Below are 23,111 nucleotides of genomic sequence, written 5' to 3'. Positions count from 1 at the left end.
GGGCGCGGCACTGGGTACGAGCACTGGTGCAGCGGCGTCCGGCCGGTCCGGCTTCCCGAGAGAGAAACGCATGATCGAACACGACGGGGCAGTGATTCCGACTGGTTTCGACGTGCCCGTGGAACCGCTCCGACAGGCGGCCCACTACAGCGGTGAACCGGGGTGCATCGCCGAGGCGCGGTCCTTCGCCGCCCGCTTCCTCGGCCGGCTCCGCACGGAGTGGTGCGCCGAGATCGACGACCGCACCCACGAAGAGGTGCTCCTGATGGTCAGCGAACTGGTCACCAACGCCGACCGGCACAGCAACGGCCCCTACATCCTGGACCTGGAGGGCACCGACGCCCAGGTCGCCGTCTGCGTCTACGACAGCAGCGCCGCGCTGCCCCGCCGCTTCCCCCGGGACCCCGAACGCGTCGGCCGGCACGGCCTGGAGATAGTGCACGCGCTGGCGCTGGAGGTCGCCGTCGAACGGGTTCCGGTCGGCAAGCGGGTCCGTGCGGTGATGAGGCTGAGCGGCGGCGAGTGACCGGATCCGGGCCAACTCCTGTTCGCCCCTGGCGATTTCCCCCAGGGCAGAACGCCGATCCCTTCCCGGCCCGGCCCGGCCTCCTAGGCTGGGAGGGTGAGCAACCAAGCGCCGAACCAAGCCCGCGTCATCCCGTTGCGCCCGCCCGCGCGCCAGGGGCCCTCCCGCCCGCAAGCCACCGCACCCGCGCCCAGGGAACCCCTGTGGCGGGACCTGGTCGGCGACGTCCTGCGGCGTGAGCGCCTCGCCCAGGAGCGCACCCTGAAGGACGTGGCCGACGCCGCCCGGATCTCGATGCCCTACCTCTCCGAGGTCGAGCGCGGCCGCAAGGAGGCCTCCTCGGAGGTCCTCGCGGCCGCCGCCCAGGCCCTCGGACTCGGCCTCGGCGACCTGCTGTCCCGGGCCCAGGGCGAACTGATCCGGCTCACCAGCCGTCACAGCCCGGACCGGGGCCGCGGCACGGCCGGTTCGTCGTACGACGGCCTCTGCCTGGCCGCCTGACCCACGCCCTCCCGGCGCCTCACACCGCGGCGAGGCGCCGGCTCACCACCTCGTCGGCCAGGCCGTACGCCACGGCCTCCTCGGCGGTGAACACCTTGTCGCGGTCCATGTCGGCGCGCAGGGTTGCGACATCGTGGTGGGTGTGGCGGGCCAGCACCTCCTCGACCTGGGCGCGGATGCGGACCATCTCCTTGGCCTGGAGGGCGAGGTCGGAGATCATGCCCCGGTTGCCCCCGCTGGCGGGCTGACCGAGCAGCACACGCGCGTGCTCCAGCACGAACCGACGCCCCGGATCCCCACCGGCCAGCAGCACGGCGGCCGTCGACGCCGCCTGCCCCACACAGAACGTCGAGATCGGCGCCTGCACGTACGTCATCGTGTCATAGATGGCCATGAGCGAAGTGAACGAGCCGCCGGGGGAGTTGATGTAGATCGCGATCTCGTTCTCCGGCGCCGCCGACTCCAGATGGAGCAGTTGCGCGATGACGACGTTGGCGACGCCGTCGTCGATCTCGGTGCCGAGGAAGATGATCCGCTCCGACAGCAGCCGGCTGAACACATCGGAGGAGCGCTCGCCGTGCGCGGTCCGCTCGACGACGTACGGAATCGTGTAGTTCCCCATGTCACAGCCCCATCCGTCGCTTCGAGGCGGCCGGGCGGACGTCCGCGAGGGACTCCAGGACCCGGTCCACCATGCCGTACTCCCTGGCCTCCTCGGCCGTGAACCAGCGGTCACGGTCGCCGTCCCGGGCGATGGTCTCCGGGGTCTGGCCCGTGTTCTCGGCGATGAGCCGCTCCATGGTCCGCTTGGTGTGCTCCAGGTTCTCGGCCTGGATCTCGATGTCGGCGGTGGTACCGCCGATGCCCGCCGACCCCTGGTGCATCATGATCCGCGCGTTCGGCAGGGCGTACCGCTTGCCGGGCGTGCCGCCGCAGAGCAGGAACTGGCCCATGCTGGCCGCGAAGCCCATGGCGAGCGTCGACACGTCGTTGGGGATCAGCCGCATGGTGTCGTAGATGGCGAGGCCCGCGTGCACCGAGCCGCCCGGGCTGTTGATGTACAGGCTGATGTCGGTGCGCGGGTCCTCGGCGGACAGGATCAGCAACTGCGCGCAGACCCGGTTCGCGGAGACCTCGTCGACCTGTGTGCCCAGCAGCACGATCCGCTGTCCGAGCAACTGGGCGGCGAGCTGGTCGTCGAGCCGGGAGGGCGGGGTGTCGCCCTCCTCCGCCCGTGGGGCGAGCGCGGTGAGTGGAGTCATGGGATCTCCTCGTCGTGGCGTGGATGCCGTCGACTCCACTGTTGACCGCGGACCCCCTCCACCGGGGATTTCTCTGCCCGCGGCAGATTAGCCATGGGCAGAGCGGGCCATCTGGATCAACCGGCCGCCCCGCCGATGAGTTCCGGCGCGAGGATCGGTCGATACAGATGACAGCGTTCCACGCCCAGGAGGTATCCATGGCCAGCAACGGTTTCACCACGTGTCTCTGGTTCGACAACGAGGCCGAGGAGGCCGCCCACCACTATGTGTCGGTCTTCAAGAACTCCGGCATCGGCAAGGTCGCCCGCTACCCCGAGGGCGCCCCGCGTCCCGCCGGCAGCGTCATGACCGTGGAGTTCACGGCCAACGGTCACAAGTTCCTCGCGCTCAACGGCGGCCCCGAGTTCAAGTTCAACGAGGCGATCTCCTTCATGATCTTCTGCGAGAACCAGGAGGAGATCGACTACTACTGGACCAAGCTCACCGAGGGCGGCGGCGAGCCCGGCCCCTGCGGCTGGCTCAAGGACAAGTACGGGGTGTCCTGGCAGGTCATCCCGGACAGCCTCGACGCCATGATGAGCGACCCCGACGCCGAGAAGGCGGCCCGCGCGACCCAGGCCATGCTCGGCATGGGCAAGCTCGACATCGCGGCCCTGGAGAAGGCGTACGCCGGCGCGTGAGCCCCCGCTATCCGCCGAGGTGGTCGCCGATCACCCGGGTGACCTCCTGCGCCATTCGCAGGATGCCGGGCGAGCGGACCGGGCACGGCTTCGGGGTCGAGGTGGTCGGCGCCAGACAGAAGTGCAGATAGTCGTCGTCGCGGTGCAGGGCGGTACGGTCGCGGCCGGGCTCGGTGCAGTAGTCGGGGTGCTCGCGCTCGAACGCCGTGCACGGCAGATCCCGCACTCAGGTGTAACGGGCCCCGTCGGCGCTCACCGTCCGCCCGGCGTCCGCGACGAGGTCGCCCGAGGCGCCGGCCCGCCGCTCGTACAGGTCGTTGACCTGGCGGACCCGGTCGGGGGTGATCGGGTCGGGGCCCTGGAGCACCCACACGATCCGCGGGCGCCGCTCCCCGCCGGCCGCGGCGATCTGGTCGGTGAGCCTCTTCAGGTCCGCCGTGTACCGGTCGAAGTACGTCCGGGGATCGGCGTCGTGCGTGATGCCGTCCATGCACGGCGTGTACCCCCAGGCGTTGCCCCAGAACTGGAGCACCACGAAGTCCGGCCGCCGCGCACGCACCAGCGCGGCGGCCTTGTCCGGGTCCGGGACCAGGGAACGCTTGCGGGTGCCCTCCAGGTAGTCGCAGGGAGTGGTGCCCGAGTAGGGGGCGCTGGTGTAGGTGGCGCGCAACTTCCTGCGGAGCTCGGTGCCGAGTACCTTCTGGGCCTCCATGGCGAGGGAGTCGCCGAGGTACAGCACGGTCGGCGGCTTCACGGCGACGGCGCTCGGAGAGGCGGGTGCCTGCTGCTGGGTCGTCGCCGATGCCCTCGGCACCTCGGGGGGCGGTGCCTGGTCCGGCCCTGCCGTCGGATCCCCGCAGCCGCCGAGCAGCGACACGGTGAGCAGCAACCCCGCCATCCACGCCTTGCGCATGCGGCAACTCCCGCCCCGGACCTCGAAAACGGCTCCCCAGGCAAGCACAGCGGGGCCACAGGGGGAAGACCCGCGTCAACTCAGACCCGGTCGGCCGCGATCAGCAGGTACTGGAAGCTGCCATTGCGGTAGGCGGTCAGGAAGGTGTCCTCGATACCGGTGACCAGGTGCTCGGCCTGGCGGCGCAACTCCCAGTAGGGGATGGTCGCTTCGGTGAGGTCCTGCACATGCACCGGGACCAGCCGGTTGCGGGCCATCGCCCGGAAGTACGCCGAGCGGGGATGGATGTCGCAGATGTAGTGGGCGTTGATGAGGGACACCTCGCGGGAGGCGCGCCCGTAGGTGTCGTTGTAGCAGCCGGTGATCACCACATAGCGTCCGCCGCGGCGCAGCAGCCGGGCGTGCTCGGCGAACAGCAGGTCCAGCTCGACGTACATGGTGGACTCGTTGTTCCACGAGGCCGTGAACGCGCCCGAGGGGAACCCGGTGTCGAGCATGTCGCGGCAGTGGTAGCGCACGCTGCCGTCGATGCCCCGCTTACGGGCCTGCTCGTTCGCGAACTCGGCCTGTTTGGCGGAGATCGTGACCCCGTCGGCGGCGCAGCCGTAGCGCAGATGCGCCACGACGCTGCCGCCGCCGCGTCCGCAGCCGGCGTCGAAGACACGGTCGGCGGGGGACAGCGGCCCGAGCCGGCCGGCGAGCAGCTCGGCCTGGGCGTGTTCGAGGCGGTGCAGTTCGGCGGTGATCCGTTCCTGGCGCGGTTCGGGGTCGGACCCCTCCAGCACCGACCAGTCGACGTCACCGACGCCGTAGTGGTGGTGGTACAGGTCATCGATCTTTCCGAGTTCGAGGTTGACGGGGTTCTCCTCGGCGTTCCAGTAGTCCGCCACACGATTCTGGTACGTGGACTGGGGCGGCACCTGTGGGGTGGTGGTGCCGACGTCGGTGGAGCTCAACGCGGGTTCCTCCTGGTGCTTCTGACATTACGTCAGGTGGGGGGCTACCAGTAGTCGGGCAGGTGGTAGCGGTGGGTGTTGGTGGCGTGCCACTCGTGGTTGCCGGCGACCCATGCGGCGAGGCCTCCGGTGTAGCGCTCGACCACGGGGGAGAGGGCGGAGACGGCGGCGGCCTCCTCCTCGAAGGCCTCCATGATCCGGTTGTGGATCTCGACGGACTCCAGATAGGCGGCCTGCAGTCCGCATCGGTCGTTGGCGGCGACGACGACGGGCAGGTTGAGGTGCGTCGGGTCGCTCGCCAGCTCCTTGGTGAACGAGTACAGGTCGTTGACGATCGTGGTGGCGTTGCAGGCCAGCGCCGTCACCCGCTGGATCTCGGGGCGGGCGTGGACGGCCTCGGGCAGTTCATAGCCGTCGACCGCGTCGACGAGCGAAAGACAGGGCCGGAAGTTGTTGAACTGCCGCATCGTCAGGTACTCCCACACCCGCGGCATGTACTCGGTCTCCGCCCAGGCGGCCTCCCCGAGATAGCCGAGGTGCAGTCGTGCCATGTCGTGCACGAACCGGTCGGTCTGGCTGGGCGTGGCGAAGGCGGCGTAGTCCTTCAGGGCCCAGTGGTACGAGCGCAGCGGGCCGTCCGCCTGGACGCCGAGCCGCCACCGCTCCTCCGTCTCGGGAGTGCCGTGGTACGGATCGAGGGCCGACTGCGCGATGATCAGCCGCCCGCCCAGGCCACGCGCCGAGGCGCCCCGGCCCTCGGAGACCTCGCAGTAGCAGCTGTCGACGACGTTCTCCGCGAGGAGCAGCTTGCCGGCGGCGGTGAGGCGTTCCAGGTCGGCGGCGCCCGGATGCTGAAGCACCACCGCCCGCCCGAACTGGAACCCCGCGAAGTCACCGGACCACGCCTTGGGGAACAGATCCAGACCGCGCGCCCACTCCTCAAGGCGCAGATCGACCTCCTTCACCTTCTCGGGATCGGCCGGGACCGCGGGCCGGTACAGCAGACCGGGCACGGCCCCGCCGCGCCGGGCCCGGACGGTGCGGGCCGGGCTCGGCGGGCCGGGCGGCCGGAACGAGGAAGCGCTCATCGACGTACTCCACCCGTTCAGTCGGCGGTCCGGCCGATCTGGACGTTCTCCAGGATCCCGGCGGCGTCCGGCACGAGGATCGCCAGGGAGTAGTAGGCGGTGACCAGGTAGCGCAGGATCGCGGTGTCGTCGATGCCCATGAACCGCACGTTCAGGCCCGGCTGGTACTCCTCGGGGATGCCGGTCTGGTACAGGCCGACCACACCCTGGTCGGCCTCGCCGGTGCGCAGCGCGATGATGCTGGTGCTGTGCTGCGGACCGATCGGGATCTTGCTGCACGGGAAGAGCGGCACACCCCGCCAGGCGGGCACCTCGTGTCCCTCGACGTTCACCGTGCCCGGCACCAGACCGCGCCGGTTGCACTGCCGGAAGAAGGCGGCGATGGCCTTCGGATGGGCGAGGAAGAGCCGGGTCTTGCGGCGCATGGAGAGCAGCTCGTCGAGGTCGTCCGGGGTCGGCGGTCCGGCGAAGGTGCTGATCCGCTGGTCGTAGGCGGTGCTGTGGAGAAGACCGAACTCGCGGTTGTTGACCAGCTCCCACTCCTGGCGCTCGCGGATCTCCTCGATGGTGAGCCTGAGTTGCTGCTCGGTCTGGTTCATCGGGTCGTTGTAGAGGTCGGCGACCCGGGTGTGCACCCGCAGCACGGTCTGGGTGAGGGACAACTCGTACTCGCGCGGGGCGAGTTCGTAGTCGACGAAGCCGCCGGACAGCATCGGCTCGCCCACATGTCCCGCCTGGACCGGCACATCGGCCTCGCCCTTGCGGTTCACGGGCTTGCTCTGCTGCTCGGCGTAGGCCGCCAGATGGGCGGCGAGGGAGGGGGCGCGGTCGACGTGCTCCCTGAGTGTGTCCCAGGGCAGCGCCAGGACGATGCCCGCCGTCTCCGCCCGCACCGAGGTGAGCCAGAGCGGGTCGGCGCGGCCGACGGCCTCGTCGCCCATGCCCTCGCCGTCGGTGACGACGCCGATGACCTCCTCCTCGCCGTACTTGCCGGCGGTGAAGCGGGTGAAGCGGCCGTGCACGACGAGGTAGGCCTCGGTGACCGGCTGTCCGGCCTCGAACAGCACCTGGCCCGCCCGCACTTCGCGGACCTGGAAGCGGGCGGCGACCTCCTTGAGGACCTCGGTGTCGCGGTAGCCGCGCAGCACCGGCAGTTCGGTGAGCGTCTGGGGGATGACCTTGACGTCGTCGGCGCCGTTCTGCTCGAACTGCACCCGCCCTCGGCCGATCCGCAGCTGGAGCCGCCGGTTGACGCGGTAGGTGCCGCCCCGTACGTCGACCCAGGGCAGCGTCTTGAGCAGCCATCGCGAGGTGATGGCCTGCATCTGGGGTTCGGACTTGGTGGTCGTGGTGAGTTGTCGGGCCGCCTGTGTGCTGAGGCTGGTGAACGGGGGAGCGGTGGTGGCGGGATCGTCGACGGCGGGATTGGCGGCGCTTTCGGGTGCGGACACAGTCCCTCCCTGGGGGGTGGTTCAGGGGTGAGCGGTGTGGTCGGTGAGACGGCAACCTCGTGGCGCGGGTGGACAGCACGCGCTGCCTGTACACAAGGCAAACAGCGGCGGTGAGAGCCGGGAACCGCGTGAAGGGGGCGGTTTCACGCGGCGGATGTGCAAACCGCCCGATCGGGGTGGACTGCGAGAGCGTGTGTGATCCCACGCCGGTCGACATCGCCCGGACGGGCGGCGCAGGCGGAGCACGGGGGCCGTGCGCGCGTACCGCCGTGCGCGGTCAGGTCACGTCGTTCACCAGCACCGCGGCCCCGTCGAACCGGCCGGCCTTCAGATCCCTCAGTGCCTCGTCGGCCCGGGACAGCGGGTAGGTGTGCGTGGTGGCGCGCACGCCGTGCCGGGCGGCGAGGGCGAGGAACTCGCGGGCGTCCGCACGGGTGTTGGAGGTGACGCTGCGCAGTTCCTTCTCGTAGAACAGCTCGCTCTCGTAGTGCAGCGGCGGGGTGTCGCTGAGGTGGATCCCGGCGACCGCGAGGACTCCGCCCCGGTCCAGCGCCCGCAGCGCCACCGGGACCAGGTCGCCGGCCGGCGCGAACAGGATGGCGCTGTCCAGCGGCTCCGGCGGCAGCTCGTACGCCTCGCCTGCCGACGCCGCCCCCAGCTCCAGTGCCAGCCGCCGCGCGGCCGCACCCCGGGTCAGGACGTGCACCCGGGCACCCTCGGCCAGTGCCACCTGGGCACACAGATGGGCGCTGCCGCCGAACCCGTACAGACCGAGCCGCCCGCCGGGTGGGAGCGCGGATCGGCGCAGCGCCCGGTAGCCGATGATCCCGGCGCACAACAGGGGCGCGAGCGCCACGTCGTCCAGGTCGCCGGGCAGCGGATGCGCGAAGGCGGCCGGTACGGTCGTGTACTCGGCGTAGCCGCCGTCCGCGTCCCAGCCCGTGTACCGCGAGCCGGGGCAGAGGTTCTCCGCGCCACGCAGGCAGTAGGCGCAGGTGCCGTCCGTGTGCCGCAGCCAGGCCACGCCCACCCGGTCGCCGACCGTGAAGCCGCCGGCCTCTGTGCCGAGCCCGGCGACCTCGCCGACGACCTCGTGCCCGGGCGTCACGTCCGGCCGGCGCACCGGCAGGTCACCCTCCGTGACATGCAGATCGGTCCGGCACACCCCGCACGCCCGCACCCGCACCAGTAGCTCATCGGCGGCAGGCACCGGCACCGGCTTCTCGACGAACCGCAGCGGCCCCTCCTCGACCGGCCCCGGTGTGCTCACCGACCACGCGCGCATCGTCCTGTCCGTCATCGCGCTCCCCGTCCCGCCGACACCGTTTTCCCCCAGTCTGGAACGGACCGCGTCGTTCGGCGCGCGGTTCGCGCGGGGGATGGCTAGCGTGTGGAAGCGGACCCACCACCGATTCGGAGAGGCCGCAGTCATGGCGGTACAGCCAGAGGGAACCCCCTGTTGGGCCGATGCGATGTTCAGTGACGTCGAGGGAGCCAAGAGCTTCTACGGCGACGTCCTCGGCTGGACCTTCGGCGAGGCGTCGTCGGAGTACGGCAACTACACCCAGGCCTACGCGGACGGCAAGGCGGTCGCCGCCGTCGTCCCGCCCATGCCCGGGCAGGAGGGCCAGTCCCAGTGGTGCCTCTACTTCGCGTCCCCGGACGTCGCCACCACCGCGAGGCGGATCCGGGAGAGCGGCGGCGAGGTGCTGATGGAGCCGATGGAGGTGGGCGACTTCGGCTCCATGTGTCTGGCCCGCGACCCGAGCGGCGTCGTCTTCGGCGTCTGGCAGGCGGGCAGCCACGAGGGCTTCGAGGCGCCGCCCGAGCAGCCCGGCGCGTTCTGCTGGGCCGAGGTCTTCACCCGTGAGCCGGAGAAGTCCGACGCCTTCTTCCCCGCCGTCTTCCCGCGGTACACCGCGCAGCAGATGGAGCACGACGGGGTCGACTTCCGGATCTTCAACGTCTCCGAGGCTCCCGTCCTCGGCCGGATGAGGATGACCGAGGAGTTCCCGCCCGAGGTACCGCCGTACATCAACGTCTACTTCTCCGTCGCCGACTGCGACGAGGCCGTGTCGAAGGCCACCAAGCTCGGCGGGGTGCTGCGGTTCGGGCCGATGGACAGCCCGTTCGGCCGGTTCGCGGCCCTCAGCGACCCGCAGGGCGCGAACTTCTCGGTGATCGACGTCACCTCCACCCAGGGCGAGATGCCCAAGCTGACCGACGTCTGAGCGGGCACCCCTTCGGCCCATGGCATGATCGGAACATGCGTGAACGAGTAGTGGCCGCGTGCGACGGGGCTTCGAAGGGAAACCCCGGACCCGCGGGCTGGGCCTGGGTCGTCGCCGACGAGACGGAGAGCCCGGCCCGCTGGGAAGCCGGACCGCTCGGCAAGGCCACCAACAATGTCGCCGAACTCACCGCGCTGGAGCGTCTGTTGGCGGCGACCGACCCCGGCGTACCGCTGGAGGTCCGGATGGACTCCCAGTACGCCATGAAGGCCGTCACCACCTGGCTTCCCGGTTGGAAGCGCAACGGCTGGAAGACCTCGGCCGGCAAGCCGGTCGCCAACCAGGAGCTCGTCGTACGCATCGACGAGCTCCTGGCAGGGCGCACCGTCGAGTTCCGCTATGTGCCGGCCCACCAGGTCGACGGCGACAAGCTCAACGACTTCGCCGACCGCGCCGCGAGCCAGGCGGCCACCGTCCAGGAGGCGGCGGGCAGCGACCTCGGCTCGCCCGAGCCGCCGTCCGCCCCGGACACCCCCGCCAAGGCGCCGCGCCGCCGCCCCACGGCTGCCAAGAAGAGCGGCGGCGGTTCCTCCTCGCGCACCATCAAGGCGAAGTTCCCGGGCCGCTGCCTGTGCGGCCGCTCCTACGCGGCGGGCGAGCCCATCGCCAAGAACGCGCAGGGCTGGGGCCACCCCGAGTGCAGGGATCAGGCCGCGTCGAACGTGTAGTGCGGGGTGTGGTCCAGCAGGTCCGCGGGCCGCACATCGTTCCACGGCTTCATCGTGTCGTTGAGGTCGACCACGTCCGCCGTCCCGGCGGCGGGCAGATAGCGGGAGGCGGGATGCCGGCGCTGCCAGTGCGCCCACAGCTTGTCCACGTAGGCGTGGTGCAGCCAGAACACCGGGTCGTTGGGCGAGACCCCGGTCGCCATCTGGCCGCCGACCCATACATGCACCCGGTTGTGCAGATTGACCCCGCGCCACCCCTCCAGGTGGTTGCGGAAGCCGTCCGAGCCGCTGTTCCAGGGCGCCATGTCGTACGTCTCCATCGCCAGCACCGAGTCCACCTCGGCCCGGGTCGGCAGCTGACGACCGCCGCCGCCGAGCGCCCGGCGCAGATAAGTACGGCCGTCTATGCGGACGTTGATCGGCCAGTTGCCGGTCGAGGCGGCGAACGGACCGTCCATCACCCGCCCGTCCAGGCTCCGCCCGGTGCCGCCGAGGAAGTCCGGCGCCCACAGTGAGGCACGCGCCGTGCGGTCGGCGCTCCAGTCCCAGTAGGGCAGCGCGACCGAGGCGTCCACCTGCTGAAGGGCGCGCTCGAAGTCGAGCAGGAATCTGCGGTGCCAGGGCAGGAAGGACGGCGAACGGTGGCCCGTGCGCTCGCCGTTGTCGGTGTCGGACACGATGAAGGCGTTGTGCGTGGTGACGAACTCGTCGTAGCGGCCGGTGCGCTTGAGCTCCAGGACGGCGGCGACGAAACGGCGCTTCTCGTCGGCGGTCAGGGCCGCCTGGTTCTTGCGGACGGTCATGTGCGAAGGCTCCCGAAAGTGCTTGAGGGGCGGGTCAGTTGGCGGGGAACGGCAGGAGGGCGGCACCCTGGAGCTCGTCGACCGCGGCCCGTGCGGCGGCGCGCGGGGTGGGCACCGGGTCGTAGTGGCTGACGACGCTGATCCAACTGCCGTCGGCGTTGCGCATCACATGCAGCTCCACCCCGTCGACGAACACGGCGTAACCCGCGCCGTGGTGGTCGTGGTGCCCGCCGCCCGAGCGGGCCCGGCCCTGTATCCGGCGGCCCTGGTAGACCTCGTCGAAGGGCGCGGGGGAGGAGCCGGGGTGGTGACCGGCTTCGGCGGCCCGGGCGGCGGGGGCGGCGAGCGTGGCGGCGCCGGAGGCGGTGGCGAGGGCGGCTGCGGCGGTGAGCGCGCGGCGACGGCTGAGTTCCGGCATACGGATCTCCCGGTTCGGTTCGGCTGTTGACTCCGCATGCCTATCGGGAGGGGTGAGACCGGGAGAAATCCCTCAGGGGTGGTTGGCTACGATCCGGACAATTACCCACATGTCATGCAAGATTGAACCAAGATGATCTTGCCGTGTCGATGGCGGAGCGTCCACCGGAATGGGCAATTCCTTCTCCCGGGAGTCCTGATTCGAGTGGTCTTTCGCGGACGGGTGCGTCACCGGTGGCCTGGGTCACGCCCGGAAAGTGACGCGATCCGGAAGCCGGGCCGCGAGCACCCGCACTGCCGCTCTCCGTCCGTGTCGGGGGAGGGTGGCAGACTGACGCCATGGACGAGCGCACATTCGGCAGGTCTCAGCAGCACGCATCCGTGGTCGGTCTCGGCACCTGGCAACTGGGGGCCGACTGGGGCGACGTGGACGACAAGGAAGCCCTCGCGGTGCTGGAGGCGGCGGCCGAGACAGGGGTGACCTTCTTCGACACCGCCGACGTCTACGGCGACGGCCGCAGCGAGGAGACCATCGCCCGCTTCCTGCGCGGCCGGCCGGATCTGCACGTCATGGTCGCCACCAAGATGGGCCGTCGGGTCGACCAGATCCCGGAGAACTACGTCCTGGACAACTTCCGCGCCTGGAACGACCGTTCCCGCCGCAACCTCGGCGTCGACCGGATCGACCTGGTGCAGCTGCACTGCCCGCCGACCCCCGTCTACTCGTCGGACGAGGTGTTCGACGCCCTGGACACCCTCGTCGCCGAGGAGCGCATCGCCGCCTACGGCGTGAGCGTGGAGACCTGCGAGGAGGCGCTCACCGCGATCGCCCGCCCCGGCGTGGCGAGCGTGCAGATCATCCTCAACGCCTTCCGTATGAAGCCCCTGCGCGAGGTGCTCCCGGCCGCCCAGGAGGCGGGCGTCGGCATCATCGCCCGGGTCCCGCTCGCCTCCGGCCTGCTGTCCGGCAAGTACACGAAGGACACCGTCTTCCCGGAGAACGACCACCGCACCTACAACCGGCACGGCGAGTCCTTCGACGTCGGCGAGACCTTCTCCGGCGTGGACTACACGACCGGCGTGGAGACCGCCGCCGAGTTCTCCGCCCTCGCCCCGGAGGGGTACACCCCCGCCCAGCTCGCCCTGCGCTGGATCATCCAGCAGCCCGGCGTCACCACGGTGATCCCCGGCGCCCGCTCGCCCGAGCAGGCCCGAGCCAACGCCGCCGCGGCCGAGCTCCCCGAGCTTTCGGAGCCAACGCTCGCCGCGATCCGTGACCTCTACGACCGCCGGATCAAGGACCGGGTCGAGAACCGCTGGTAGCGGTTTGAACGATCAATGCCGGGTCACCCGGATGCCATGGCGCAAGCGACACAGAGACGCTCCGGCCGTGATGAGACCGAGGACGAGCGTGCCGACCGGATGTGGTCCGAGCTCATCCAGGAGGTCCGGGTGGCCCAGATGGGCGTGCAGATCCTGTTCGGCTTCCTGCTCACCGTCGTGTTCACCCCGACCTACGCCGACCTGGGCGACACCGAGCAGGCCATCTACATCGTGACCGTGGTGGTCGGTGCCACCTCCACCGGCGCCCTGATCGGACCCGTGTCCCTGCACCGGCTGGTGTCCGGTCGGCGCATCAAACCCCGGGCGGTGGAGTGGGCGTCCCGGCTGACCTTCGTCGGCCTGGTGCTGCTGCTGATCACCATGACGGCGTCACTGCTGCTGATTCTGCGGGTCGCCACCCACAACGCGTTCGTACCGTGGCTGGTCGCGGGCGTTGTGCTGTGGTATCTGCTGTGCTGGTTCGTCCTGCCGTGGTGGGTGCGGCACCGCTACACGTCGAACGAGTGACTGAGTACGGCTACTCGGCCGCGCCGGTGCCCTTGGCGCCGCGCAGCGCGGCGATGCACGAGGCGATGGCCTGCTGGAGATCCTCCAACTGCTGCACCATGTCGTCCTCGACGAACTCCTGCACGTCGTCGAAGGTGAGCTCCTCGAAGACCTTCGTCGCCTTCTGGAGGCTGCTGTAGAACTTCGTCCGGCGTTCCTGGACGCGGAGTTCGGGGTCGGCCTCCACCGTCTCGGCGACCAGGGTCTTCATGGTGTCGTAGGCCTCGCCGGCCCACTCGCCGGTGTCCTCGTCCTCGTCCAGTTCGTCGAGCAGCGACAGATGCCGCTCCGCCTCCTGGCGCAGGTCGGCGGGCGCGTCGATGGTCTGCCCGGCGGGGGTCTTGACCTGTCCGGACTCCGCGATCTGGCGGACGTAGCCGATGCGGTCGGCGGCCCGGCTCTCGCTGGCGACGGCCTTCTTCAGGTCGTCGGTGCGCACGACGTCCCGGGCCAACTCGGCCTGGAGCTCCGGGTCTTCCTTGATCCGGTCGAGCAGCGCGCTGCGGGCGGCGCGGGCGGTGGAGGGGTCGGCGAGGATCGCGGCACGCAGCGCGGTGGGGTTCTCCGCGACCTCCAGCGCCTTCGTCGGCCGGATGCCCTCCGCCTCGGCGGCCTCGGCGATGGCGGTGCCGCGCTCGGAGGTGGCGCTGTTGCGGGAGACGTAGTAGCTCAGCCACACATCGGAGTCCGGCAGCTCCACCTCCGCGCCCGGCCGGAGCGCCTCGAAGTGCGGGACGAGACCGTCGTCGGCGGCCCGGTCCCAGGCCTTGTAGTAGCGCATGACACGCTCGGGCGAGCAGCCGGCCAGCTCGGCGAACACCTTCGCCGACACCTTCGGCGTCTCGTCGGCGCTCTGGCCGCCGGGGCGCACGCTGCGTGCCACCATCAGGCCGAAGGCCCATCCGCCGGTGCGCGCGTACGCCCCGAACTCACGCGCGTCCCGCGCGACGAGGTCGGACAGCGGCGCGGGGGACGTCTCGGACGGGGCGAACGCTAGGGTCACGGAGGCTCTCCTGGGTCTTGGCCGGATCACGGAAGCGCACTGGCGCAGACCGGAGCCTATATGCGCCCGGGCACGGGAAACGGCCTGGTGGGTAGGGATGCCGTCATGACGACTCGCGTACTGCCCTCCAGCACGCCCGCCTCCCAGGGCGTCGACGCCTGCGGTGTGCAGGCCTTCCTCGACGCCCTCGAAGACGACCCCGAGACAGAACCGCACAGCCTCATGATCATGCGGCACGGCAAGCTCGTGGCCTCCGGCTGGTGGGCGCCGTACTCCGCCGCACGTCCGCACCTGCTGTACTCGCTCAGCAAGAGCTTCACCTCCACCGCAGCCGGATTCGCCGTCGCCGAGGGGCTGCTGCGGCTGGACGACCCGGTGATCTCGTACTTCCCCGAGTTCGACGCCGAGGTCACCGACCCGCGCAGCCGCGCGATGCTCGTGCGGCATGTGGCGTCGATGGCCAGTGGCCACGAGGCCGAGACCCTGGACCGGGCCCGCGCGCTGGACCCCGACGACCTGGTGCGGGGGTTCCTGCGGCTGCCGCCCGACCGGGATCCGGGGACCGTCTTCGCGTACAACCAGCCCACCACCTACACCCTCGCCGCGATCGTCCAGCGCCTGACCGGCCAGTCGCTCACCGACTATCTGCGTCCCCGGCTCTTCGACCCGATCGGCATCGGCGAGGTGGCGTGGGTGCGGGACCGGACGGGCCGGGAGATCGGCTTCAGCGGGCTGCACGCCACCACCGACGCGGTGCTCCGGCTGGGGCAGCTCTATCTGGGCGGCGGGATGTGGGAGGGGCGGCGGGTGCTGCCCGAGTCCTGGGTCGCCGAGGCCACCCGTACGCACACGGCGAACGATGACGGCCCCATGGGCGGGAAGGACTGGCGGCAGGGCTACGGTCTGCAGTTCTGGATGTCGCGGCACGGCTACCGCGGTGACGGCGCGTACGGCCAGTTCTGTCTGGTGCTGCCCGAGCAGGACGCCGTGATCGCGACGACCGCGGCGACCGAAGACATGCAGAAGATGCTGGAGATGGTCTGGACGCATCTGCTGCCCGCGTGCGGACCGGAGCCGCTGTCCGGCCGTGAGGCCGCGGACGCGGCCCTGGCCGAGCGGCTGGCGGGGCTCGCGCTGCCGCCGGCCGTGGGCAAGCCCGCGCCGCAGGAGTGGTCCGCCGTCGCCTTCGGCTCGGACTGGATCTCCGCGGAGGTCACCGCTACCCCGGACGGCCACCGGCTGACGCTGATCGAGGACGGCCACCGGCTGGAACTGCGGCTCGCGGAGAGCGGCTGGAGCGTCGCCGAGGAGCCGGTTCCCACCGCCGTGAGCGGCGGCTGGACCGACCCCGACACCCTGGAGGCGGAGGTGGTCTTCCTGGAGACGCCCCACCGCCTCGCCGTGACCTGCTCGCTGCCGGACCGCACCTGCACGGCCCGCTGGCGCACCCAGCCCCTGCACCCCCGGCCGCTCAGCGCGATGGGCGTGCCCGGCCGTTCAGCGTGACGGCTCCTTGAAGGTGCGCAGGGCGGCGGCCAGGGCCTCGCGGTTGTCGGCGTCGTCCCAGTCGGCCGCGGGCGCCGTCCAGCGCAGCGAGTAGCCGCGGCCGCCGCCGAGGAGGTAGCCCCGGCCGAAGGTACGCACCCGGGTGCCGTCGGCGTCGGCGAGCCACTCCATCTCGGCGGCATTCCGGCCCCGGTACGTCGTCGCCCGGATCTCGCCGATCCTCCGGTAGTCGCCGCCCTGCTTCAGGCCGGGCTCCACATCGCGCCAGACGGCGACGGGATCGGGGCCCACCCGCTCGCTGTAGGTGACGGTGAGCGTGCGCGCGTCGCCCTCCGCGCCGAGCACCACGCGGTACGCCAGATCCGAGACCCGGTCGGTGCTCAGCGGCCGCCAGCCCGCCGGGAGCGTGACGGAGAAACCCTCGGGGGAGTCGTAGCGGCGGAAGGGGGATTCCGAGGGGGTGGGGGTCGGCGTGGGGGAGGGGCTGGGGGAGGCGGGCGCGGTGGCGGACGGGGTCGGGCTCGGCTTCGGCCCGGCGGCGGGGGAGTCGGAGCCGCCGGGCAGCCGGTCGGTCACCGCGAGGACGGCGACCACGACGGTGACGACGGCCAGGGCGGTCCCCGCGATCATGGCCCGGTTGCCCAAGCCCGGGCAGTGTGTGTACCGGCCGCGCAGCCGCGGGCTCGGCACGGTCGCCGCGGTCTCCTCGTCGAGGACGCGGACGAAGGCCTCACGGACCACCGGGCGGGGCAGCCGTTCCAGGGCGTCCTTGCGCAACAGCCCCTGTACGGCCTGGGTGAGCGGCCCGGCCCGCACCGGGGTGCGCAGCGGCAGCCGGTCCACGCCCTTCAGCGTGGCCTCCGGCCGCCCCCGGTCCCGGAACGGCGGGCGCCCCTCCACCATCGTGTAGAGCAGCGCGCCCAGCGCCCACAGATCGCCGGCCGGCCCGATCGGCTCGTCCCGTGCCTGCTCGGGGGAGGCGTAGGCGGGCGCCGCCAGCCGGGGCGCGAGGGTGGCGCCCGCCAGCCCGAAGCCGGTGAGCACGACGGACCCCTCGTCGCGCACGAACACCTGGGCGGGGCTGAGTTCGCCGTGTGCGATGCCCTGGCCGTGCGCCGTCTCCAGCACATCGAGCAGCTGCAGACCGATGCGCGCGGCCCGGACGTAGTTCAACGTGCCTTGCTGGGAGAGGAGTTCGCTCAGCGGCACCCCGTCGATCCACCTGGTGACCACCCACAGTGTCCCCGACTCCTCGACGGCGTCGATGACTTCGCCGACCCGGTGGGGCAGCATCAGCGCCATCCGCTCGGAGGTGCGGATGACCCGCGCGATGATCCGGCGCGCCTCCTCCCCGTCCGGAACCTCCGGCAGCCCAATCTGGGTGACCAGGACGGGCCGCACCACCCCGATGTCCTCCCCGTACCAGCAGACGCGGTTGGTCTCCCGGCTGACGACCTCGACGAGCCGGAATCTCCCGGCGACCAACACGGGTGTGGAGACGTGCGCCTTGACCATGGTCATCCCTCGCTGAACCCCTGGCTCTCACCTTTCCCAGAGGTACGGCGGGTGTGACGGGGTGTGTTCAAGGATCCGCCGAGCGAGATGCGCCGATTCCCGTTTGTTCATCGGTGTCGAACACGCGTGTCACAGGTCGCGACGCACCAGGAAGGCCAGCAGCGACCGCAACTCCCCGGCCGCGCCCGCCTCCAGGGGTACGGCGTCCAGGGCGGCCTCGGCGACGGCGATCCGGCGCCGGGCCTCGCGCAGCGCTGCCGACCGGCCGCCCGCCTCCTCGATCAGCGCGGCCGCGGCGCCGAAATCCTCGCCGGAATCCAGGAGTTCGGCCAGGCGCCGGGCCACAGGCGTGTCGAGCGCGACGAGCACCGGGAACGTCTTCTTGCGTTCCCGCAGATCACCATGGACGGGCTTGCCGGTGACCGCGGGATCGCCCCAGATGCCGAGGACGTCGTCGACGATCTGGAAGGCGACGCCGAGGTCGCGCCCGGCCCGGTCCAGCGCGGCGACCGTCGCGGGCGGCGCCCCGCCGAGCGCGGCACCCAGCGCGGCGGCACAGCCCAGCAGAGCGCCCGTCTTGTGCCCGGCCATCGCCCGGTACTCCTTCGGCCGCACCCGCTCGGGCCCCGTCCAGGGGCGGGTCGCGAACAGCAGGTCGTCGGCCTGCCCGCGCACCAGGTCGCCGAGCGCCACCGACAGCAGTCGTACGGCGCCGCCGCTCCCGGGTGCCGCGGCGAGGGTCTCGACGGCCAGCGCGAACAGGGCGTCGCCCGCGAGGACGGCCGGACCGGTGCCGTACGCCTTCCACACCGTGGGGCGTCGGCGGCGGGCCGTGTCGCCGTCCATGATGTCGTCGTGCAGCAGGGAGAAGGCGTGCACCAGTTCCACCGCCACCGCGGCGGTCGTCCCGGCCTCGATGGGGCCGCCCACCGCCTCGGCGCCGAGCACGGCCAGCGCCTGCCGCACGCCCTTGCCTTCGGAGGCGGCGACGGGTGTGCCGCCCACCTCGCACCAGCCGAAGGAGTACGCGGCCATCTCGCCGACCCAGGGATGCAGCCGCCCCACGGCCTCGGCGAGCGCCGGACGGACCGACTCCCGGCAGCGGTCCAGTACGTGGACGCCCGCCAGGGGCGCCGTCGAGGGGAGGACCGTCACCGTACGACCTCCGCGCCGAGCTCCAGCTCCTCCTGTGCCCGGGCCACCATCTCCCGGGCGTGCTTCAGGCCGATCCGGTCCAACGTCCGTGCCAGTTCCGTCAGTTCGGCCTCCGTCTCGGCGCGGTCCCGGCCCAGCCGGGCCCTGGACTTGGCCAGGCCCAGGCGGGCCAGGGCCTGGCCGCGTGGTTCGCTCATGGCGCGGAACTCGTCGAGCGCCCGCTCGTACAGGTCCCGGGCCTCGGTGTAACGACCGGCGCGGTACAGGACGTTGCCGCGCATCTTGTGGTTGTAGGCGAGCGCGCTGGACAGGCTCATCGCCCGGCAGGTCGTCTCCGCCTCGGACAGCAGGGCGAGGGCCCGCTCGGTGTCCCCGTCCCGGACCGAGACGATGTCGGCGAGGCCGCGCAGCGCCCAGGCGTGTCCGCGCCGGTCGTCGGCGCGGGCGGCGATCTCGGCCGCCTCCTCGAACAGGGCGTACGCGGTGTCGTAGGAGCCGGTGTTGCGGTGGATCTGAGCGATGCCCTCCAGCGCCCACACCGTGTGCCGGGCCTCGCCGCGCCGTCGGGCCTCGGCCAGCAGTTGCTCGTGCAGCCGGGCCACGGCCTCGTAGTCGCCCTGGATCCGGCCGGTCTCGGCGAGGCCGGCCAGTGAGTACCCGCGGACCACGACGTCCCCGCCGCGCTCGCCGAGCTCCGCGGCGAGCTGGAGCAGCCGCCGGGCCAGCGCGAACTCGCCGCGCTGCCGGGCCAGGGTGCCGCCGCTCCACAGTGCCCAGGCCATCGCCGCCGTGTCCCCGGCGCGGCGGGCGGCGCGGTAGCTCGCCTTCCACGCCCGGTCCGCCTCTCCGATCTGACCGAGGCGCCGGTGCGCCTCGGCGACTGCGAGCCCGGAGCGCGCCGCCTCGCCGTGCCGCCCGGTCCGCTCGGCGGCCCGCAACTCCTCGGTACCGGCCGTCAGGACATCGGTGAGCGAGGAGTTCACGGACAGGGTGGTCAGGGCGCCCTGGTACTCCGGGGCGAATGCCTTGCCGTACATGGATCCCTTTCGGTCCGTATACACCACATCTATACATCGAGCGTATACATGATGTGTATAGGGCGTCGGAAACCAGCCCTGGCCCCCGAGGGACCAGGGCGGTGTCATCTGTTGCCGATCAAGACGTGGACGGAGCCGACAGGGTTGCCCGTGAGGCGCAGATCACCTCACGGACCGTCAGTGCTGCTGGGCCTTCTGCGGCGTCGCCTCACTCGGGCGTACGACGACGTAGCCCTCACCGCTCAGCATCAGCTGTACGGCCTCCCCGGAGCCGCCGCGCAGCATCGAGCCGATGGACTGGGACCGGTGCAGCGAGGTCCCGAGGCCCGCGCTCCAGCCGACGACCGCATCGGTGTCGACGTAGACCGGATACTGCCCCGATACCGGGATCACCAGCGGATTGCCCTCGCAGACCAGCCCCAGCCGGCCCTGTCCGGTGAACACACTGTTGAACAGGCCGCCGCCGGTGATGCCGGCCCCCTTCACGGTCGCGATCCGGTACGACAGCGAGGCGTCGAAGCACAGGACGTTACGGCCGTTGACGGTGAACTCGTCGCCGGGGTCGAGCTCGACGACGAAGCAGTTCTGCGCCTCGTGCGCGAACCAGGCCTCGCCCTGCCCGCGCACCGCCATCAGCGGCAGTCCCTCCCCGGTGACCGCGCGCTTGAGCATGCCGCCCACGCCCTGGCCCTTGCGCTCGAACTGGAGACTGCCGCGATAGGCGATCATCGCGCCCTGGCGGGCCAGCATCTCGCCGCTCACCGCGTATCTGATGCACTTGGCGTTCTCTACCGTCATGCCCGGCGCCGTGGCGGGCTGGACCATGTGCTCGCTGGAAAACAGGTCACCCTTCATGAGGGCATCGTGTCGCGGACGATGTCCTTCCGCCCAGACCGCGCGGCACCGTGCCTCAGGCGCCGAAGAGTTGGGTCCAGTACGTGCCCGCCTGGCCGCCGCCCGCGAAGCCGACGCCGATGTGCGTGAAGTCGCGTTTGAGGATGTTGGCGCGATGGCCGGGGCTGTCCATCCAGCCCTGTACGACCTCGGCGGGGGAGCGCTGACCGCAGGCTATGTTCTCGCCGATCGAGCGCCGCCGGGAGCCCGCCGCGGCCGCCCGGTCCCAGGGCTGACTGCCCTCGGGCGAGATGTGGGAGTAGAAGGCCCGCGCGACCATGTCCGCGCTGTGCGCCTGCGCGGCGGTGGTGAGGATCGGGTCGAGGGCGAGCGGGGGCAGACCGGCCCTCGCCCGCTCCCGGTTGGTGAGATCCACCACCTCCGTGGCGGTTCCGGCCAGATCGGCGGGGGTGAAAGGGCGGGCCCACAGCGCCGTCCAGTAGACGTCCCCGGAGCGGGCCGGGGCGTAGGCCAGTCCCGCGTGCGTGAAGGCCGGGTCGAGCAGGGTGCGCCTGGCCCGGTCGGAGCCCAGACAGTACTCGACGAACTCGGCGGGCGAGCGCGGGCCGGACACCAGATGCTCCCCGACGGTCAGATACGTGTATCCGGTGGCGGTGACGCGCGGGTAGAGGCCCTCCGCCTCCAGGCGGCCCCGCGCCGCCATGGCGACGGCATGGTCCCGCGCGGCGGAGGCCAGTCGGGCGTCCAGGGCGATGGATGGTGAACCGGCCGAGGCGCGGGCGGAGTTGACGAGGCCGACGAAACCGTCCGGGTCGGCGGGCGCGTCCTCGGTGACCTCCACCCCGAAGTCACGGGCGAGGCCCGCCAGTCCGTCGGCGTACCCCTGGCCCACAGCCCGCAGCTTCCAGCCGCCGCCACGCCGGTACAGCTCCGCGAGCAGCAGCACCGTCTCCTGCCGGGGCCGCGGCGGGGCGAACCGGGCAAGGGTACGGCCGCCCGCGCCGGTGACATGGAGCGTGGGGGCGGGCAGGCCTCCGAGGGCGGTGCCGGGGTCGGCGGGGCTGATCACGACCGTCACCCGGGTGGCGCCCGCGCGCAGCCGCGCCGGGTCGACGGTGAGCGTGTCGCCGTGCAGGCGCGCGCCCGGGGCCGTCGGCTGGTTGTAGAACACGAAGTCGCCGTCGCCGCGGACCTTGCCGCCGTCGTCCGTGATCAGCGCGGACACATCGAAGGGGCCGGGCACCCGGACGGCCACGGCGCCGCCCGGGAGGGGCACATTGCCCCCGGGGACCAACTCGCTCATCGGGCCGTCCTGGTGTCGTCGTACGCGTTCCGGTGGGAGGTGTCCGGAAAACGCGCGCCGCACCGCGAGGGTTCCCGCCCGTGCACTCAGTGCGCGGCGGCGCCCGGATCGATCCGCTCGCCGACCGAGGAACCGCGCGGCGCCTTCGGTGTCTTGCCGCAGAACGCCGACTCCAGCGTGCCCAGCATGGTGGTGTGCACCTTGCCGTTGTTGGAGGTGTTGGCGAGCGCCGCCAGGCTGCGCCGGCCGTCCTTGGAGGCGAACGCGTAGGTGTAGAAGCCCTGGACGGCACCCGTGTGCCCGTACACCGACACCCCGCACGACAGATCCCGGCGCCGCAGCCCGAGCCCGTACGCCTGACCCGAGCCCGCGGGCACCCACCGCTGCATCTGGGCGAGTTGCGCCGCCGAGGTCAGCCTGCCGCCGAGCAGCGCCGACAGGAAGGTGTTCAGGTCCCGTGCGCTGGAGACGACGGCGCCCGCGCTCTGCGCCCAGGAGACCGTCTGTTCGGTGGCGTCGACCAGCGCGGCGCCGGGCGTGTCCGGGGTGAGATAGCCGCGGGTGTGCCGGCCCGGGATCTTCGTGCCGGGATGGACGTAGAAGGTGTCGCCGAGCCGCAGCGGCTCGATGATCCGGTTCTGGTACTCGGTGTGCAGGGAGTTCCCGGTCAGCTTCTTGATGAGCATCCCGGCGACGACGAAGTTGGTGTTGGAGTACGCGTACGCGCCGCCCGGCGCTGTGGTGCGCGGTCTGGCCAGGGAGCGGGCCATCAGCTGCCGCAAGGTGAAGACCTTGGTGCGGACCGCCTCGAAGCCGGGAACCGTCTGGGCGAACATGTCGTTGGTGTAGTCGTACAGGCCGCTGCGGTGGCTCAGGACGTGGCGCACGGTGATCCGGTCGTCGGGCAGCAGCCCGGGCAGATAGCGGTTGACCGGGGCGTCGAGCTTCAGCTTCTTCTCGTCGACCAGTTGCAGCAGGACGACGGCGGAGAAGGTCTTGGTGACGCTGCCGATGCGGAAGCGGTCGCTGGTGTCGAGGGCGCGCCGGGTCTTCCGGTCGGCGATGCCCGCGGCCGTCGTGGAGACGATGCCGTGGTCGTCGATGCGTGCCAGCGCGCCCGGCGCGCCCTGCTGCATCGCGGTGCGCAGGACGCCGGGCAGGGCCGCGAGGTCGGGCTGGGGCTCCTGGGGTGCCGCGTGCGCCGGGGCCGCCAGGAGGGAGAGGAGGACCGCCGCCCCCAAAGCCGTGGCCCTGCCCACCGTTGCCGAATCCATCCGTGTCCTCTCTCCCT

23 protein-coding genes and 1 pseudogene are annotated in these 23,111 nt (G+C 71.6%); 8 read left to right on the top strand and 16 right to left on the bottom strand.

Going from position 1 to position 23,111, the window contains the following annotated elements; all coding sequences use genetic code 11:
• Positions 1–70 precede the first annotated feature (70 nt).
• Both H4N64_RS29820 and H4N64_RS29815 read left to right on the top strand, forming a co-directional pair.
• Positions 71–526 (top strand): ATP-binding protein, encoded by a 456-nt coding sequence (locus H4N64_RS29820; RefSeq protein ID WP_186285541.1) that lies wholly within the window; start codon positions 71–73, stop codon positions 524–526.
• A gap of 96 nt (positions 527–622) precedes the next feature.
• Entirely contained in the window at positions 623–1,027 is a 405-nt protein-coding gene (locus tag H4N64_RS29815) for a helix-turn-helix domain-containing protein (protein ID WP_186285540.1), read from the top strand.
• A 19-nt stretch (positions 1,028–1,046) separates the two neighbouring features.
• Here the strand turns inward: H4N64_RS29815 and H4N64_RS29810 are convergent, their stop codons facing one another.
• Positions 1,047–1,649, bottom strand: a complete 603-nt coding sequence (locus H4N64_RS29810) for a ClpP family protease (protein ID WP_186285539.1) — start codon at positions 1,647–1,649, stop codon at positions 1,047–1,049.
• A gap of 1 nt (position 1,650) precedes the next feature.
• The gene (locus H4N64_RS29805; RefSeq protein ID WP_186285538.1) at positions 1,651–2,289 is read right to left on the bottom strand and encodes a ClpP family protease; all 639 of its coding nucleotides are present in this window, start codon (positions 2,287–2,289) and stop codon (positions 1,651–1,653) included.
• A gap of 197 nt (positions 2,290–2,486) precedes the next feature.
• Between H4N64_RS29805 and H4N64_RS29800 the strand changes: the two genes are divergently transcribed.
• The gene (locus tag H4N64_RS29800; RefSeq protein ID WP_186285537.1) at positions 2,487–2,969 is read left to right on the top strand and encodes a VOC family protein; all 483 of its coding nucleotides are present in this window, start codon (positions 2,487–2,489) and stop codon (positions 2,967–2,969) included.
• A 7-nt stretch (positions 2,970–2,976) separates the two neighbouring features.
• On the opposite strand, the pseudogene H4N64_RS29795 reads toward H4N64_RS29800, so the two are convergent.
• From H4N64_RS29795 to H4N64_RS29775, 5 genes and pseudogenes are all read right to left on the bottom strand, one after another.
• A pseudogene (locus H4N64_RS29795) lies at positions 2,977–3,882 on the bottom strand (SGNH/GDSL hydrolase family protein).
• Between the two features lie 80 nt (positions 3,883–3,962).
• Positions 3,963–4,838 carry a geranyl diphosphate 2-C-methyltransferase gene (locus tag H4N64_RS29790; RefSeq protein ID WP_186285536.1) on the bottom strand — a complete coding sequence of 292 codons (876 nt, stop codon included), beginning with the start codon at positions 4,836–4,838 and terminating at the stop codon, positions 3,963–3,965.
• Positions 4,839–4,882: 44 nt separating this feature from the next.
• A complete protein-coding gene (locus H4N64_RS29785) occupies positions 4,883–5,947 on the bottom strand; it encodes a family 2 encapsulin nanocompartment cargo protein terpene cyclase (protein WP_272491827.1) in 1,065 nt (354 codons plus the stop codon).
• Positions 5,944–7,377 carry a family 2B encapsulin nanocompartment shell protein gene (locus H4N64_RS29780; protein ID WP_186285534.1) on the bottom strand — a complete coding sequence of 478 codons (1,434 nt, stop codon included), beginning with the start codon at positions 7,375–7,377 and terminating at the stop codon, positions 5,944–5,946. The genes H4N64_RS29785 and H4N64_RS29780 overlap by 4 nt, the downstream gene beginning before the upstream one ends.
• 277 nt (positions 7,378–7,654) lie before the next feature.
• Positions 7,655–8,662, bottom strand: a complete 1,008-nt coding sequence (locus H4N64_RS29775) for a zinc-binding alcohol dehydrogenase family protein (RefSeq protein ID WP_186285572.1) — start codon at positions 8,660–8,662, stop codon at positions 7,655–7,657.
• 145 nt (positions 8,663–8,807) lie between these two features.
• Between H4N64_RS29775 and H4N64_RS29770 the strand changes: the two genes are divergently transcribed.
• Both H4N64_RS29770 and H4N64_RS29765 read left to right on the top strand, forming a co-directional pair.
• Complete coding sequence (locus tag H4N64_RS29770) at positions 8,808–9,608, top strand: VOC family protein (protein WP_186285533.1); 801 nt, start codon at positions 8,808–8,810, stop codon at positions 9,606–9,608.
• A 35-nt stretch (positions 9,609–9,643) separates the two neighbouring features.
• Positions 9,644–10,336 (top strand): ribonuclease H family protein, encoded by a 693-nt coding sequence (locus H4N64_RS29765; protein WP_186285532.1) that lies wholly within the window; start codon positions 9,644–9,646, stop codon positions 10,334–10,336.
• On the opposite strand, the gene melC2 is transcribed toward H4N64_RS29765, so the two are convergent.
• Positions 10,315–11,139, bottom strand: coding sequence for a tyrosinase MelC2 (melC2, locus tag H4N64_RS29760; protein ID WP_186285531.1), 825 nt, complete (start codon positions 11,137–11,139; stop codon positions 10,315–10,317). The two genes, H4N64_RS29765 and melC2, sit on opposite strands and share 22 nt — an antisense overlap.
• A gap of 34 nt (positions 11,140–11,173) precedes the next feature.
• Positions 11,174–11,557, bottom strand: coding sequence for an apotyrosinase chaperone MelC1 (gene melC1, locus H4N64_RS29755; protein ID WP_186285530.1), 384 nt, complete (start codon positions 11,555–11,557; stop codon positions 11,174–11,176).
• Between the two features lie 338 nt (positions 11,558–11,895).
• On the opposite strand from melC1, the gene H4N64_RS29750 reads away from it, so the two are divergent.
• Both H4N64_RS29750 and H4N64_RS29745 read left to right on the top strand, forming a co-directional pair.
• On the top strand, positions 11,896–12,879 hold the full coding sequence (locus tag H4N64_RS29750; RefSeq protein WP_186285529.1) for an aldo/keto reductase: 984 nt from the start codon (positions 11,896–11,898) through the stop codon (positions 12,877–12,879).
• 36 nt (positions 12,880–12,915) lie between these two features.
• The gene (locus H4N64_RS29745; RefSeq protein ID WP_186285528.1) at positions 12,916–13,407 is read left to right on the top strand and encodes a DUF6328 family protein; all 492 of its coding nucleotides are present in this window, start codon (positions 12,916–12,918) and stop codon (positions 13,405–13,407) included.
• A 10-nt stretch (positions 13,408–13,417) separates the two neighbouring features.
• On the opposite strand, the gene H4N64_RS29740 is transcribed toward H4N64_RS29745, so the two are convergent.
• Positions 13,418–14,449 carry a hypothetical protein gene (locus tag H4N64_RS29740; protein WP_186285527.1) on the bottom strand — a complete coding sequence of 344 codons (1,032 nt, stop codon included), beginning with the start codon at positions 14,447–14,449 and terminating at the stop codon, positions 13,418–13,420.
• Positions 14,450–14,554: 105 nt separating this feature from the next.
• Between H4N64_RS29740 and H4N64_RS29735 the strand changes: the two genes are divergently transcribed.
• The gene (locus H4N64_RS29735) at positions 14,555–15,955 is read left to right on the top strand and encodes a serine hydrolase domain-containing protein (protein WP_186285526.1); all 1,401 of its coding nucleotides are present in this window, start codon (positions 14,555–14,557) and stop codon (positions 15,953–15,955) included.
• On the opposite strand, the gene H4N64_RS29730 is transcribed toward H4N64_RS29735, so the two are convergent.
• From H4N64_RS29730 to H4N64_RS29705, 6 genes are all read right to left on the bottom strand, one after another.
• Positions 15,947–17,470: a protein kinase domain-containing protein gene (locus H4N64_RS29730; protein ID WP_186285571.1), complete on the bottom strand. Its 1,524-nt coding sequence runs from the start codon at positions 17,468–17,470 to the stop codon at positions 15,947–15,949. The two genes, H4N64_RS29735 and H4N64_RS29730, sit on opposite strands and share 9 nt — an antisense overlap.
• A 129-nt stretch (positions 17,471–17,599) precedes the next feature.
• Positions 17,600–18,625, bottom strand: a complete 1,026-nt coding sequence (locus tag H4N64_RS29725; protein WP_186285525.1) for a polyprenyl synthetase family protein — start codon at positions 18,623–18,625, stop codon at positions 17,600–17,602.
• Entirely contained in the window at positions 18,622–19,662 is a 1,041-nt protein-coding gene (locus H4N64_RS29720; protein WP_186285524.1) for a tetratricopeptide repeat protein, read from the bottom strand. Before H4N64_RS29720 ends, H4N64_RS29725 begins: the two co-directional genes overlap by 4 nt.
• A 177-nt stretch (positions 19,663–19,839) precedes the next feature.
• Positions 19,840–20,517, bottom strand: coding sequence for an AIM24 family protein (locus H4N64_RS29715; protein WP_186285523.1), 678 nt, complete (start codon positions 20,515–20,517; stop codon positions 19,840–19,842).
• 55 nt (positions 20,518–20,572) lie between these two features.
• The gene (locus H4N64_RS29710) at positions 20,573–21,820 is read right to left on the bottom strand and encodes a CAP domain-containing protein (protein ID WP_186285522.1); all 1,248 of its coding nucleotides are present in this window, start codon (positions 21,818–21,820) and stop codon (positions 20,573–20,575) included.
• A gap of 86 nt (positions 21,821–21,906) precedes the next feature.
• Complete coding sequence (locus H4N64_RS29705; protein ID WP_186285521.1) at positions 21,907–23,094, bottom strand: serine hydrolase domain-containing protein; 1,188 nt, start codon at positions 23,092–23,094, stop codon at positions 21,907–21,909.
• Positions 23,095–23,111 lie beyond the last annotated feature (17 nt).

This window comes from Streptomyces cupreus (genome assembly GCF_014257025.1).
In the GTDB taxonomy this organism is placed as follows: Bacteria; Actinomycetota; Actinomycetes; order Streptomycetales; family Streptomycetaceae; genus Streptomyces; species Streptomyces cupreus.
Note: the sequence above shows the minus strand (reverse complement) of the source record. Positions and strands in the feature narration are given on the sequence as shown.